The organism is Nocardia spumae (assembly GCF_020733635.1).
In the GTDB taxonomy this organism is placed as follows: domain Bacteria; phylum Actinomycetota; class Actinomycetes; order Mycobacteriales; family Mycobacteriaceae; genus Nocardia; species Nocardia spumae.
In genome coordinates, this window is the sequence record NZ_JAJFZL010000001.1 from 104,398 (window position 1) to 118,582 (window position 14,185).

Here is a 14,185-nt window from a genome sequence, read left to right on the forward strand (position 1 = left end):
CGGTAGTGGCTCCGGACGGACGAACCCGGAAGTCAGAGACCCTCCGGATCGAAACCGTTGGTGTCCAACGGGACCCAGCCCTTGGCGGCGAAATCCCGATCGGTCGCACCGGCCCCGACCAGACCGCGGTGGGAGTTCATATCGCTGATCAGCTCGGAAACCGGATGCGAATCGCTGTAGTGATAGCCCTGGGCGAGCGCGAATCCCAGTTCGGTGAGCACCGCCGCCTGGTATTCGGTCTCCACTCCCTCGGCGATGACCTGCAGGTCCAGTGACTTGCTCAGCGCCGCGATCACACCGAGCAGCGGCGGCGCCGGCGAATCGGAGCGGATCGCGGCCACGAACGACTGATCGACCTTGAGGATATCGCTGGGGATGGTCGCCAGCCGGCTCAGTGAGGAGTATCCGGTGCCGAAATCGTCGATGGCGATCCGGACTCCGTTGTCGCGCAACGTGTGCAGGTTCTGGATGGCGGTCTGTGATTCGGCGGCCAGTTCGCTTTCGGTGACCTCGAGGACCAGCTGATCGGCGGGCCAGCCGGTGTCGGCCAGGATGCCGGAAACACGGTCGGCGTAATCGCTTTCGGCCAGTTCCAGACCACTGACGTTCACATTCAAGGTCAGATCGAGTTGGGTGAAGGTCTCCTGCAGCCGAGCGGCGTCGGCACAGGCCCGCCGCAGCACCAGCTCGTCCAGGTCGGAGATCAGATCGTATTCCTCGGCGACCCGGATCAGGCCCTCGGTGGTGACATCGGGTTGCGCATTCGACGACCAGCGCAACAGCGCCTCCACGCCGACCGCCTGCGCGCCGTCCTCGCCGAGACTGACGATGGGCTGATAGTGCACATCGAGCGCGCCGGTATCGATGGCCTGGCGCAGTTCGACCGCCAGCGGCTGCTGCCGCGAGGATTCCAGCACCGTGCGGTTGCGGCCTGCCTGCTTGGCCCGGTACAGCCCCACATCGGCCCGGCTCACCAGCAAGGAACCGGATTCACCCGGCTGCCAGGAGGTGACACCCGCCGAACAGCCGGTGGTGACGGCCGCGCGCAATTGTTCGGTCAGCAGAATCGCGGCCTGTTCGGTGGTGTTGGGCAGCAGCAGGGCGAACGCGTCGCCGCCGTAGCGAGCCAGCAACTGATCGGGCGCGAGCAGTTTGGACCAGGTGTCGGCGACGCGCTGCAGAACCGCGTCGCCGGCGCGATGGCCCAGATGGTCGTTGATCTTCTGGAACCGGTCCAGGTCGACCAGGATCAGGGCCAGGCCCTGGCCGGTCCGGCCGGCATGGCCGATGGCGCCGTTGAGCGCTCGATCGAAACCGCGGCGGTTCAACAGGCCGGTGAGCGTATCGATATCGGCGTCGGCGGCCATTCGGGTCAGGATGCCGACCACGATGCCGACACCGACGGTGATACCCGCCGGGATGATGCCCGACCACCACGGCAGCCCCCGCGACGGCACGACCCACAGGCAGAGCACGACCGCGAACGCCACATGCGCCGCGGTGAGCCGCCAGGCGAAGAAGATCGCGGCGTCGGCGGCGACGAACACATAGAAGGCCGCCAGCGTGATCGCGCCGACGGTATTGGGGAACCAGTGCACCGCGACCGTGACCAGCACCGTCGCCAAGGCGACGTAGCCATGATGCACCGAATGCGGCAGGCGCGGACCCCAGATCAGCAGGCTCACCCCCAGCAGCAGCGCCACCGCCGCCGCCGAACCGACCAGTGGCCGGTTGCCCTCGTCCCCCGGTGCGATCGCAGTGATCAACAGGCCCAGTACCCCGCCCATGACGTAGAACGCCCCGGTGGTCCGAGCCATGACCATTGCCGTCGCCAGCGCCGATGCCGCCCGAACCTGCGTGCGGTTATCGCCGCGAGACCCGAGTCCTCGCACGTCGTCCAGCCTAGACAACGTGCTGCGGGGCAGTAGTGACATCCGCCGTATTCGAGACCGAAGTCATCGCGGTGGTGCCGCGCACGGTCATCGCGGTGGTGCCGCGCACGGTCATCGCGGCGGCTCTAGCACCTCGCGACCCACGAACGGCACCAGCGCCGCGGGGACACGGACCGAACCGTCGGCCTGCTGATGATTCTCCAGCAGGGCGACGATCCACCGCGTGGTCGCGAGGGTTCCGTTCAGGGTCGCGGCGATCTGCGGCTTGCCGTTCTCGTCGCGATACCGCACCGACAGGCGGCGGGCCTGGAAGGTGGTGCAGTTCGAGGTCGAGGTGAGTTCCCGGTAGGTCTGCTGGGTCGGCACCCAGGCCTCGCAGTCGAATTTACGAGCGGCCGAGCTGCCCAGATCACCGCCGGCGACATCGATCACCCGATAGGGGACCTCGATCGCGGCGAGCATCTCCTTCTCCCAGGCCAGCAGGCGCTGATGTTCGGCGTCGGCATCCTCGGGACGGCAGTAGACGAACATCTCGACCTTGTCGAACTGGTGCACCCGGATGATGCCGCGGGTGTCCTTGCCGTAACTGCCCGCCTCGCGCCGGAAGCACGACGACCAGCCCGCATACCGCTTGGGCCCGGCGCTCAGGTCGAGGATCTCGCCCGAGTGGTAGCCGGCCAGCGGGACCTCCGAGGTGCCGACGAGGTACAGATCGTCGTCCTCGAGATGGTAGACCTCGGCCGAATGCTGGCCCAGGAAACCGGTGCCGGCCATGATCTCCGGGCGCACCAGCACCGGGGGGATCATCATCGTGAAACCGTTGGCGGTGGCGCGCTGGGCGGCCAGCTGCAGCAGACCCAGCTGCAGCAGCGCGCCGTATCCGGTCAGGAAGTAGAACCGGGCTCCCGATACCTTGGCGCCGCGTTCCATATCGATCAGGCCCAGCGCTTCGCCCAGCTCGAGATGGTCACGCGGGGTGAAATCGAATTCGGACGGTGTGCCGACGGTCTCGAGCAGGACGAAATCGTCCTCACCTCCGGCGGGCGCACCCTCCTGGACCACATTGGAGATGGCCCGGTGCGCGGTGTCGAGCTCGGCGTCGGCGGCGTTCTCGGCGGCCTCGGCCTCCTTCACCTTCGCCGACAACTCCTGGGCGTGGCCCAGCAGGGCCGGCCGCTCGTCGGGGGACGCCTTGCCGACCTTCTTGCCCAGCGCCTTCTGCTCGGCCCGCAGATTGTCGGCCGTCGCGACCGCGGCACGCCGAGCCGCGTCCGCCTCGAGCAGGGCATCCACCAGCGCCGGGTCCTCGCCACGGGCACGCTGCGAGGCACGGACCGCATCGGGATTCTCGCGCAGGAATCGGAGGTCGATCATGGGCAATCAGCCTAATGGGCGGCGTCCAGCCGAATTTCTGAGGATCCGGTGAAAACCGAGACGATCGTGGCAGGCTCCGCGCGCGGCCTGCCATGATGGACGGCGATGTCCTCCGATGATGGGGCGCCAGCGGCGCCGGAACCGGAAACCGAAGCATCCGACAGGCCCACTCGCAGGCGTGCCGGAGCGAACCGCCATCGCTCGGTGCCGGGCCCGCGGCGACGTTCCGAGCACGGCCGTCGGGCGAGTGCGGAGGCCGGTGAGAAGGCGCTGCATCCACACCGGTTGCGCTGGGGTCTGCTCGCGGTCGCCATCGGCGCGGTGGTGGCGGCGCTGGTGACACTGTCCATCTCCGGATTTCGCAGTTCGCACGGTCTGGAGGCCCACGATCCCGGTACGGCCAAGGCACCCGGCGGCCACGCCGGCGCCGCCTTCGGCGCCGCGAAATCCGGCGACTGCCTCACCTGGACGAGCGCCAAGACGCTGGATCTGGCCAAGGTCAACTGCGCCGACAAGCATCTGTTCGAAGTCACCTCCGATATCGACCTGAGCCGGTACCCGGGGCGCGAATTCGGGCCCGGTTCCGCCTTTCCCGATTCGCTGCGCTTCGCCGAACTGCGCGACGAGCACTGCGGACCGGCCGCGGCCGCCTATCTCGGCGGGCGGCTCGATCCGCGCGGCAAGTTCGTGGTCGGAATGGTCAACCCGGGTGAACCCGGCTGGCGCAACGGCGATCGGACCATCCGATGCGGGCTGCAGTTGGTGAGCGCGACCGGCAGTGCCACCCAGCAGGCCGTGGGCCGGGTGCGCGACAGCGATCAGTCGCGCATCTTCGATCCGGGCACCTGCATCGGCATCAGCCAGAATCTGCCCACCAACGAGCCCGTCCCCTGCGGTCAGCCACATGCCTACGAGGTGATGTCGACCGTCGACCTCGGCACCCAGTTCAACGGCGGCCCCCCGGCCAATGCCGATCAGGACAAGTTCATGCAGGACGAATGCGGCCGCGCCGCAGGCGATTACCTGGGTGGACAGGACGCGCTGATCAACAAGACGCTGACCATCTTCTGGGACAACCTCGACAGCCGCAGCTGGCTGGTCGGTAGCCACAAACTGAATTGCCTGGTGGGCAAGGGTTCTCAGGACGGTTTCTCGACCATCACCGGATCGGCCAAGGGCGATATCCTCATCGACGGCCAGGCTCCGGTGGCGCCGCCGAGTTCGGGTCGCTCCACACCCGCGCCGCTGCCGGGCGCCGCACCCGCGCCGATTCCGCCGGGGGGCTGACCACAGTGCCGGTGTCCATGTCGGAGAGCCGGTTCGAGGAATTGGTCGGCGAAGCGCTGGATACGATTCCGCCCGGGCTGACCAGGGCCATAGACAATGTCGTGATCCTCGTCGAACCGCGCAACCGCGACGATCCGCACCTGCTCGGGCTCTACCACGGCATCGCGCTGACCGACCGGGTGGACAGCCAATACGGCGGCGCGCTACCCGACACCGTGACGATCTACCGGGACTCGATCCTCGAGATGTGCGAGGACGAACAGCAGGTCGTCGAGGAAGTCGCCATTACCGTGATCCATGAGATAGCTCACTATTTCGGCATTGACGAAGACCGGCTGCATGAGCTGGGATGGGGCTAGTCTTTACACGCGAAAGCGGTAAAGTCGAAGTGATTCGGGATTGGCGGGAACCGAAAGGAGATCCGTCGCGTCCAATCATCTCGTAGGGGGAATTCTCGTGGTTCCACCGAAGGGTCGGTCATACAGTCCGGGCACCGGTGCGGTACTCGAACTCAGGCTGTCCCGACACTTGCACAGCCGCCACTAGAAGGAGTTCGAGTCATGGTTGGTCTGCTCGGTGTACAGCCCGAAGTCGTCCTCGCGGCCTCGGCGGAACTCGATCTGCTCGCCGAACGTCTCGCCGCCGCAAGCGCATTGAGCGGACCGGCGACCCATGTCGTTCCGGCCGGCGCCGAAGAGGTCTCCGCGACCGCGGCCGCCCACCTCAACGAAGGTGCCCTCAGCCACGACCGCGCGGCCGCCCAGGCCATTCTGGAATTGCATCACGCCGCCGCGATCCTGCGTCAGCAGTTGGCTTCCTACATCGCCGAAGACGGATTGAACGCCGCCGCCACCGCGGCCATCACGTTCTGACCCGAGGCCCAACGATCCTTCACCACACCGTTCGTTCAGGGGAGACACAATGACCGCAGGATTGACCGGAGTTTACTGGTTGCCCCGTCTGGCCGAGGGCAACTCGAGTCTGCTGACCGCCGGACCGCATGCGATTCCGGCCGCGGCCGCCGCCACCGCCTGGGGCGGGCTCACCGCGGCGTGGGTCGACGCGACCGCCACCGCCGTCCGGGTGATGGCGGAGCTCGGCGTCGGCATGGTCGGCATCAACGGCACCGTCGCACTGGCCAAGCTCGCCGGATTCACCGGCTGGGCCGAACAGCAGGGCGTGCAGGCGGCCGCCATGGCCGCCAAGGCCTCCGCACACGCCACCGCCAATACCGTTGCGAGCCTGGCCATGCCGAGCCTGCCCGAGATCGCGGCCGCCGATACGGCCCGCGTCGCGGCGCACGCGCACGGTGGCGATCTCGACGGCTCGGCCGAAATCGCCGAGGCCGTGAAAGCCGCGCTGGACATCCAGGCAGCCCTGGTCATGGACACCTACGAGTCGACGGTCGAGGCCATGATGGCCACTCCGGCCGAGTTCGCGCCCCCGCCGCCGATCGCGGCCGGCGCCGGACTGGCCGAGGGCGGTGCCGAGTCGGCCGCGCAGAACACCAGCGGTGATCCGATCCAGACCGCGGCCGCCGCGGCCCAGGCATTGGCCAGTAACCCGAGCGTGATCAGCGCCGCGACCCAGGCGGCTCAGGTCGCGGGTTCGGTGGCCACCACGGGTGTTTCGACGGCCGGCAACGTGGCGGGTACCGCGATCGCCGCGGCCACCCACGCCGGATCGGCCTCGACCATGTCGCCGATGATGATGGGCGGTCTCGGTGGTGTCGCCGCTGCCGGCGGTGCCGCGGCGGCCACCCGGGCGGTGTCGTTCACCGGCAGCAGCGTGGGAATCGGGAATGGCGCGGGCACACTTCAGCTGCCCGAGGGCTGGGGCGCGGGCAATGTCATCGGTCAGCCGGCCGGTGCCCCGGTGGTCGAGTCCGGTGCCCCGCAGGTCGGCACGCCGGCTCCGGCTCGGGCCGGCAATCCGTCGGGTAATCCGCTGCTGGGCCGTCAGGTTCACAGTGACGACGACGAGAGCGATCACAACGGCACCGACTACCTCCGCGGCGATCACTTCGCCGACGGTCGGATCATCGCGGCCGGCGTCATCGGCGGAGGCGCGATTACCGAGGAACGCTAAGTGACAATTCTCGGCGAAGGCCGCGGGTCATCCGCACTCGAGGGCGTGGTGTTGTCGCTCGACGAGATGCAGTTTCTGCTCGAGAAACTGGAGATCGACGAGGTGCCGGTCGTATTGAATGCGATCGGCCGCTATGACAACGTCACCGACCATGGTAGGGCGATGGCCGCGGCCGCCGAATCACTCACGGCGCGTGACCTACTCGTCGACAGTGTGGTGCATCGCGATCTCGAGGACCGGTTGCGGGCGTTGTATCGCCCGCACTGGGTGATCGCGATGCGCTGGTACGTCGGCGATCGGGTGAACCGCTTCTGTCTGGCCAAGGGGGACGAGCTCGAGGTCGTGGTACTGCGGGGCCCGGACTCCTACAGCGTCGATGAGGTCGGGCACGATCTGCCCGGCACCATCATGGCCGCGCTGGGCCCCGCCGAAGCGCTCGAGCTCAGCGGTATGAACGTCCTCACCGAGGAACTCAAACCGATCCTCGGTGATGCCGGTGACGCCGCGTCCACCACGCAGCGCCTCAACCGCGTGGGCCGTCCGGCGCGCGATGCTCAGGTTCTGGGCTCGGCCCTGGTCGAAATCCACTCGCACGCTTCGATCGTCGGCGTCGTCTACAACGATGCCAGTCGCGATGTCTCCGACGGCATGATCGCGGTCTACAACACTCGCAACGGCCGCTTCATCGGCGTCACCACCCGGTCCGACGACGATGTCATGTGGACGTCGCTGGCCAGTGGCACCGCGGGGCGCCTGCGCACCGCGATCAAGGACCTCATCGAGAAGCTGCCGCTGCGCGAGGATTTCACACCCATTACCCCGGGCCTGGTCTGATCGCCTAACCCATCGGATCGTCGGCGGCCGGCTCGACCTGGTATCCGAACGGTGGGGTGTAACGGCCCCACCGCACACAGGTCCAGCCACCCTCGGCGGTCGGCACCAGCTCGATGGTCTCGGTGTTGTCGAGGTGGTTGTTGGTGGTGAACGGTGGTGCGACACCGGTGAGTTCACGCGCTACCAAACGCATGGCGGCACCGTGGCTCACCAACAACACGTCGCGCGAGTCCGAACCCGGTGCGAGGTAGTCGGCGCGAAGCTGTTCCAGCACCGGAAGATAGCGGCCGAGAACCTCTTCGCCGGATTCGCCACCCGGTAGCCGGGTACTCAGTTCACCGATATGCCAGGAGCGGTAGATTCGCTGGAATTCGTGATGCGCCGCATCGGAATTCGAGCCTTCGAGCTCACCGACCTGGACCTCGTGCACACCGTCGAGGACCTCGGCCGGAACCCCGATACCCGATTCGATGTGCCCGGCGGTCTGCCGCGCCCGCAGCGCGACCGACGAGTACAGCCGCACCGGCGGTTCCGCCAAGCGCGCGGCGAACGACTTCGCCTGCGCCACACCGCGTTCGGTCAGAGGCAATCCGGGCACCCGGGTATCGAGCAGCTTGGCGACATTGCCTTCGGTTTCGCCATGGCGGACCAGCACCAATCTGCCGGGTCCCCTGCCGGGATCTTTCGTTGCTTCGGGTTCGCTCATGAAGCGTCCACCCCCTTCTTCACATCGTCCAACCAGGCCGCCGCCGGCTCGTCGGCGGGCGGCGGCGAACCACTCGGTGAGCTCGCCGGCCACGAGCCCAGATAGCGAATGCGCCCCGCCGTGCGGTGCAGTGCCTTGAGGGCGTCGGCGACGGCGGTGTCCTCGATATGGCCGACGCAATCGAGGTAGAACCGGTAGGTGCCCATTCCGGTGCGGGTGGGCCGCGATTCGATGCGGGTCAGATCGACACCGCGGGTGGCGAATTCGGCGAACACCCGCATCAGCGAGCCCGGCTCGTTGGCCAACTCCAGGACCACCAGCGAGGTGCGATCGGCACCGGTGCGCGCGGGCGCTCGCCGCGGCGGCGTGACCAGGACGAACCGGGTGATGGCCTGATCGTGGTCAGCGACGCCGGTGGCCAGTTCGACCAGGCCCAATCGCTGTCCGGCCAGCGAGGTCGACACCGCGGCGTCGGCGTGGCCGGCGACTACGTCCTCGGCTGCGGCGGCATTCGAGGCCGAGGTGTACATCCGGGCCTGCGGGAGCCGATCCGCCAGCCACAACCGCACCTGCGCGGCGGCCACCGGATAGGCCGCGATCGTGCGCACCTGCGACAGTTCCACCCCGGGAGCGGCCACGATCGCGAAGGCCACATCCAGTTCGGTTTCGGCCACGATCTGTAGCCGCGGCCCCACCGCGAGCGCGTCCAAGGTCGCCGAGATCGAGCCCTCGACCGAGCTCTCGATCGGTACCACCGCGCCGTCGACCGCACCGGAACGGATCAGCTCCAGTGCGGCGCCCTGACTGGGTGCGGCGATCCGCTCGACCGGCTCATCGAAGGTCTGCGCGGATTCGAGTTGGGCGAGGGCCATCTCGGTGAAAGTTCCCGACGGCCCGAAATAGGCGATACGCGGCACGGATACGACATTACTGGCAGTTGGCTGCCGACTCGCCGTTTGCGTGTACCCGGCAGTAACCGACCAGGTAGGCGAGTCGATGCGGTCAGGGCCGCAGCACCCGCAGCGCCTCGGTCAGCACATCCACCCGGTCGGTCTCGACCGCCAGCAGCACCTCGCGCAACGCCTGAACGGCCGGAGCGGTCAGCCCGCGCAGGAATTCGATATCGGGACCGGTCAGCGCCCTCCGAATATCGTCACCGCACAGCGCGGCCACGGTGGCGGCGACGATCGCCACCGCGCGCTCACCCGAGGACGTGACCGCGATGAAGCCGGTATCGGAATGTGCGACGCCGACCAGGAATTCGGCGATCCGCTCGTCGGGCAGATCCAGATCGAGCACCGGCGCCTGTGGGTTCGCCGACGGCGCCCGGACCAGGTCCTGCACCAGATCGGTGCGGGCGGCGACCGGCACGCTCAGCGATACCAGGACGGGTTCGGAGGCGGGCGTCTGATCGTGCGGCACATTTCCACCGTAGCGAGCGCAATGCTTGCGCATCCACACGCGGTGACTTAGCTTAGGTTTACCTAATTATCTGTCGTGGGTTTGTCACTGGAGGTTTGTATGCGCCGCACGATCACGTCCGCCGCTCCATCCGCCGCGGAGCGGATCCGCAGTGCGTGTGCCCATGCCGAGAGTTCGGTCCTGGCCCTGCCCGGTACCGATCCCATTCCCACGTCCGTGCATCACCTGCGGGCCTGCGGCGATGTGGTCATCGCCGTCGCGCGCAATTCGGCGGTGGTGGCCGCCGCCGCGGCCGAGGTCGGGTCCCCCGGAGTCCTCGAACTCACCGACCACGCGCCGCTGCCCCTGCGCGAACCAGTGCGCGCCCTGGTCTGGCTCCGCGGGCGGGTACGGGCGGTTCCGGGACATGCGCAGCGCGCTGTGGCATCCCAGGTCGCGAGTGAATATCCGCACCCCGGTCTGCTCGATGTCGGCCACACCACCACCCTGCTGCGGGTGGTCCTGGAATCCGCCGTCGTCGCCGATGCCGCCGGGGCCGAATCGGTATGCCCGCACGATTTGCGCAGTGCCGACGCCGACCCGTTCTGGGAGCTGGAATCGGCCTGGCTGCAACATATGGACTCCGATCACGCCGATGTGATCGCCCGGCTGGCCCGGCATCTGCCGGTGCGGCTGCGCGGCGGTTCGGTGCGGCCGCTGGCGATCGACCGCTACGGCGTCACGCTGCGCGTCGAGGGCCCCGATACCGATCACGATGTGCGCCTGCCGTTCCACTCACCGGTCGACGATGTGCAAGCGCTGAGCCGCGCGGTGCGGATCCTCGCCGGGTGCCCGTTCTTCGATCGCCTGCACGGATCCGACCGCCCCGCCTGACCCGCGGCGTCCGTCCGGTGCCCACCGGACACCCCTAGATTGGGCTTATGCTTTCGGCTGCCCGTTCCGTGCCTTCATGGCCCGCGCCCGCTCCGGAACGCGAGCGGTTCGCGATCCGGGTCGAGATCGCGATCGTCCTGGTCATCACCTTCGGTTCGAGCGGTGTCGGTGCGGCGCTGTCACTCCTCGAGAGTGCACTCGCACCGGGTGGTATCGCCAATCGCGAAGTCGCGCTGAACCCTTCGCGCGCCGCGCAATCGACCATCGATCTGCTGTTACAGCTGCTGAGCGTGGCGCGGCTGGTGGCCTGGGGCGCGCTGGGTCTCTACCTGTTGTGGCGCAGCGGGATCGGGCCGCGGCTGCTCGGGCTGGCACGGATCCGGCTGCGCGGGGATGTGCTGCCGTCCCTCGTCCTCGCGACCGTGATCGGCCTGCCGGGATTGGGGCTGTATCTGGCGGCGCACGCACTGGGGATGAGCGTCACCATCGTCCCCAGCTCACTGCACGACCACTGGTGGCGACTGCCCGTGCTGGTGCTGTCGGCGATCGCGAACGCGGTGGCCGAGGAGATCGTGGTGGTCGGGTACCTGATCAGCCGGCTGCGCGCCCTCGGCTGGTCGGAGAATCGTTCGCTGGCGGCCTCGGCGCTGCTGCGCGGCAGCTACCACCTCTATCAGGGACTGGGCGGCGGGCTCGGCAATGTGGTGATGGGGGTGATCTTCGGCCGGTACTGGCAGCGGACCGGGCGGCTGTGGCCGCTGATCCTCGCGCACGCGACGATCGACTCGATCGCCTATATCGGCTATACCGCCCTCCACGAACACGTTTCCTGGTTACCGTAGGAATCAACACCTGCGGAAATTCGCCAGGTCGGCACCGGAGTCACCGGGTGCCGACCCGGGTGACGCCGGAATAAGTACCATCGCGGTGGTGAACGGCGACGACCCCCAGCAGTATCCGCGGACCCGCCGGGTGCCGCCGCCTGCAGGACCCGACCCCCGACGCATGCCACCCGACCAGCGGATTCCCCCCGGATCGGGACGGCCGCAACCCCCTGGATCGGGACGGCCGCAACCCCCGGGCTCGGGACGGCCCGAAGTGCCCGGATCCGGCCTGCCGCCCGGGTCGGGACGACCACTGCCGCCCGGCTCGGGACGGCCGATGCCACCGGGTGGGCCGCCGATCGAACCGACTCAGGTGATGCGGCGCGACGGCGGCAATCCCCAGGCTCTGGCCTGGTCACAGGTTCCGGACAGCCCACCTCGCCGGCGCGGCAATCCGATGCCCGACGGACACCGGGAACCACCCGCGCACGCGCCGACCCAGCGCCCGGTCCCCTACCGGGAGGCGCCACCGCCGCCGCCCCCGGCCCGGCCCCGCCGTGCCGAGCGCCCGCCCCGCGAACCGCGGGAGCCGCGGGCCCGTCGCCGGCGCCGTCCGGGGCGATGGCTGCTGATCCTGGTGTTGATCATCATCCTGTTGCCGGTGGCCGGGGTGATCTATCTGGACCGCGCGCTGCATCGCGTCGACGCCCTGTCCGATTATTCGGGCCGAGTCGGGCAGACCGCAGGCACGAATTGGCTGCTCACCGGTTCCGACACCCGCGTGGGATTGACCCAGGAGCAGGAACAACAGCTGTCGACCGGCGACTCCTCCGATGCCGGTGGTGAGCGCAGCGACACGATCATGCTGGTCCACATCCCGAAGTCGGGTCAGGCGACCGTGATCAGCCTGCCGCGCGACTCCTATGTGAGCATTCCGGGCGTCGGCAAGGACAAACTCAACGCGGCGTTCTCGGCCGGCGGTCCGAAACTGCTGGTGCAGACGGTCGAAACCGCGACCGGACTGCATATCGACCATTTCGCCGAGATCGGATTCGGCGGCTTCGCCGGAATGGTGGATTCACTGGGCGGTATCGATATGTGCCTGCCCGACGCGATCGACGATCCGAAGGCCGGTATCGACCTTCCGGCCGGATGTCAGCGCCTCACCGGCGCCCAGGCCCTGGGATTCGTCCGCACCCGCGCCACACCGCGCGCCGACCTGGACCGGATGAACAATCAGCGGCTGTTCCTCTCCGCCCTGCTGGACAAGGCCACCAGTACGTCGACACTGGTCAATCCGCTCAAACTCTGGCCGCTCGCCAGCGGTATCGCCTCCTCCCTGCAGGTCGACAACGGCGACCACATCTGGGATCTCGGACGGCTGGGCTGGGCACTGCGCGGTGGCACGATCGCGACCACGGTGCCGATCGGCGGTTTCGAGGACGAATCGGGCAGTGGCAATGTGCTGCTGTGGGACAAGGATCGCGCGAGCCGCTTCTTCGACGACCTCGCACACGACCGGACAATCCCCGACGACCTGCTCACCCGGTAGCGTCGAGGTATGTCCGGTCCCTTTCCCGAGATGCTGCGAGCGCAGATCCGGCACGAATTCACCGCCTCGCAGCAATATCTCGCCGCCGCCGTCTACTTCGATACGCAGCGACTGCCGCAATTGGCGCGGATCTGCTATCTCGGCGCGGAGGACAAACGGACGCACGCGCTGCGCATGGTGCAGTATCTGCTCGATCGCGACAGTGTGGTGACGGTCACCGGAACCGATGAGGTGGAATCGGAATTCGAATCGCCGGCCGCCGTCGTCGAATTCCTGCTCGCGCGAGAACGCGAACTGACCGAGCGGATCACCGACCTCACTCGGACCGCGCGGGATGCCGGGGATTATCTCGGCGAGCAATTCATCCGCTGGTTCCTCGAGGATCAGACCGAAGAAGTGGCCCGGCTCACCACTCTGACCGCGGTCTGTGCGCGAGCGGCCGGGAATCTGTTCGATATCGAGGAGTTCGTGGCGCGGGAGGTTCCCGCCACCGACAAGCCCCGGGCAGCAGCGCCGAGACCCGCTGGAATCGCGCGGATTCGCTGAAATCACAAATTCCACCGGATACTCCGGGAATAACGCAGGAAGATGGCGGTGGAATATCGAGGAGGCGCCCGTAAGTAAGGTGTCGGTAACTAAGGCAATACTTGCCTCAATAAGGGTGTACTTGGATGACAAGCACACTTGACCAGCACTAATGTCGAGAACATGTCCAACCACCACGATTCTTCACACAGCAAATTTCACGCCCTGCTCCACGATCAGATTCGGCACGAATTCAATGCCGAACATCAGTACATCGCAATCGCCGTGTGGTTCGACAATGCCGATCTTCCGGTGCTCGCGAAACACTTCTATGCCCAGGCCATCGAGGAACGCAATCACGCGATGATGATCGTGCAGTACTTCCTCGATCGAGATATGAGTGTCGAGCTCTCCGGGGTGGACGCCGCACGTTCGCAATTCGACACGGCGCGCGACCCGATTCAGTTGGCGCTGCAGCAGGAGAAGACCGTCACCGACCAGATCATCCAGCTGGCCAGCACCGCGCGCGAAGAGGGCGACTACCTGGGTGAGCAGTTCATGCAGTGGTTCCTGAAGGAACAGGTCGAGGAGGTCGCGCGGATGACCACTCTGCTGACCGTCGCCGACCGGGCGGGATCGAATCTGTTCGATCTCGAGTACTTCGTCTCGCGCGAGATGAGCGGTCCCGCCGACGCGTCCGGCTCACCGTCTGCCGCCGGCGGCAATATCTGACGTGGTCCGGGCGTGCCACGCCCGGACGACGATCGCGAGTTCGGCCCATCGGGGACGGGCCGAACTCGCATTCGTG

The 14,185-nt window shown here is 67.5% G+C and carries 15 protein-coding genes; 10 read left to right on the plus strand and 5 right to left on the minus strand.

Features of this window, described 5'->3' with window-relative positions; genetic code table 11:
• Positions 1 to 32: 32 nt before the first annotated feature.
• Both LKD76_RS00440 and serS read right to left on the minus strand, forming a co-directional pair.
• Positions 33 to 1,817: a putative bifunctional diguanylate cyclase/phosphodiesterase gene (locus LKD76_RS00440; RefSeq protein WP_227978923.1), complete on the minus strand. Its 1,785-nt coding sequence runs from the start codon at positions 1,815 to 1,817 to the stop codon at positions 33 to 35.
• A gap of 186 nt (positions 1,818 to 2,003) precedes the next feature.
• A complete protein-coding gene (gene serS, locus LKD76_RS00445; RefSeq protein WP_227978924.1) occupies positions 2,004 to 3,266 on the minus strand; it encodes a serine--tRNA ligase in 1,263 nt (420 codons plus the stop codon).
• 204 nt (positions 3,267 to 3,470) lie between these two features.
• Between serS and LKD76_RS00450 the strand changes: the two genes are divergently transcribed.
• The 5 genes from LKD76_RS00450 (at position 3,471) to LKD76_RS00470 (ending at position 7,475) form a co-directional block, all read left to right on the plus strand.
• On the plus strand, positions 3,471 to 4,553 hold the full coding sequence (locus tag LKD76_RS00450; protein ID WP_227978925.1) for a septum formation family protein: 1,083 nt from the start codon (positions 3,471 to 3,473) through the stop codon (positions 4,551 to 4,553).
• Positions 4,554 to 4,558: 5 nt separating this feature from the next.
• Positions 4,559 to 4,912, plus strand: a complete 354-nt coding sequence (locus LKD76_RS00455) for a metallopeptidase family protein (RefSeq protein ID WP_227978926.1) — start codon at positions 4,559 to 4,561, stop codon at positions 4,910 to 4,912.
• A 201-nt stretch (positions 4,913 to 5,113) separates the two neighbouring features.
• Positions 5,114 to 5,425, plus strand: coding sequence for a PE family protein (locus LKD76_RS00460; protein WP_227978927.1), 312 nt, complete (start codon positions 5,114 to 5,116; stop codon positions 5,423 to 5,425).
• A gap of 49 nt (positions 5,426 to 5,474) precedes the next feature.
• Positions 5,475 to 6,641, plus strand: coding sequence for a PPE domain-containing protein (locus tag LKD76_RS00465; RefSeq protein WP_227978928.1), 1,167 nt, complete (start codon positions 5,475 to 5,477; stop codon positions 6,639 to 6,641).
• Positions 6,642 to 7,475, plus strand: coding sequence for an ESX secretion-associated protein EspG (locus tag LKD76_RS00470; protein ID WP_227978929.1), 834 nt, complete (start codon positions 6,642 to 6,644; stop codon positions 7,473 to 7,475).
• Between the two features lie 4 nt (positions 7,476 to 7,479).
• Here LKD76_RS00470 and LKD76_RS00475 read toward each other — a convergent pair whose 3' ends face one another.
• From LKD76_RS00475 to LKD76_RS00485, 3 genes are all read right to left on the minus strand, one after another.
• Complete coding sequence (locus LKD76_RS00475; protein WP_227978930.1) at positions 7,480 to 8,181, minus strand: histidine phosphatase family protein; 702 nt, start codon at positions 8,179 to 8,181, stop codon at positions 7,480 to 7,482.
• Entirely contained in the window at positions 8,178 to 9,098 is a 921-nt protein-coding gene (gene pheA / locus LKD76_RS00480) for a prephenate dehydratase (protein WP_227978931.1), read from the minus strand. Before pheA ends, LKD76_RS00475 begins: the two co-directional genes overlap by 4 nt.
• Positions 9,099 to 9,183: 85 nt before the next feature.
• Complete coding sequence (locus LKD76_RS00485) at positions 9,184 to 9,603, minus strand: hypothetical protein (RefSeq protein WP_227978932.1); 420 nt, start codon at positions 9,601 to 9,603, stop codon at positions 9,184 to 9,186.
• A gap of 99 nt (positions 9,604 to 9,702) precedes the next feature.
• Here LKD76_RS00485 and LKD76_RS00490 point away from each other — a divergent pair, with 99 nt between their 5' ends.
• The 5 genes from LKD76_RS00490 (at position 9,703) to LKD76_RS00510 (ending at position 14,109) form a co-directional block, all read left to right on the plus strand.
• The gene (locus LKD76_RS00490; RefSeq protein ID WP_227978933.1) at positions 9,703 to 10,476 is read left to right on the plus strand and encodes a DUF2470 domain-containing protein; all 774 of its coding nucleotides are present in this window, start codon (positions 9,703 to 9,705) and stop codon (positions 10,474 to 10,476) included.
• Positions 10,477 to 10,523: 47 nt separating this feature from the next.
• On the plus strand, positions 10,524 to 11,318 hold the full coding sequence (locus tag LKD76_RS00495; protein ID WP_227978934.1) for a CPBP family intramembrane glutamic endopeptidase: 795 nt from the start codon (positions 10,524 to 10,526) through the stop codon (positions 11,316 to 11,318).
• A 319-nt stretch (positions 11,319 to 11,637) separates the two neighbouring features.
• A complete protein-coding gene (locus tag LKD76_RS00500) occupies positions 11,638 to 12,852 on the plus strand; it encodes an LCP family protein (RefSeq protein ID WP_227978935.1) in 1,215 nt (404 codons plus the stop codon).
• Positions 12,853 to 12,861: 9 nt separating this feature from the next.
• Positions 12,862 to 13,398, plus strand: coding sequence for a ferritin (locus tag LKD76_RS00505; RefSeq protein WP_227978936.1), 537 nt, complete (start codon positions 12,862 to 12,864; stop codon positions 13,396 to 13,398).
• Between the two features lie 162 nt (positions 13,399 to 13,560).
• The gene (locus LKD76_RS00510; RefSeq protein ID WP_227978937.1) at positions 13,561 to 14,109 is read left to right on the plus strand and encodes a ferritin; all 549 of its coding nucleotides are present in this window, start codon (positions 13,561 to 13,563) and stop codon (positions 14,107 to 14,109) included.
• Positions 14,110 to 14,185 lie beyond the last annotated feature (76 nt).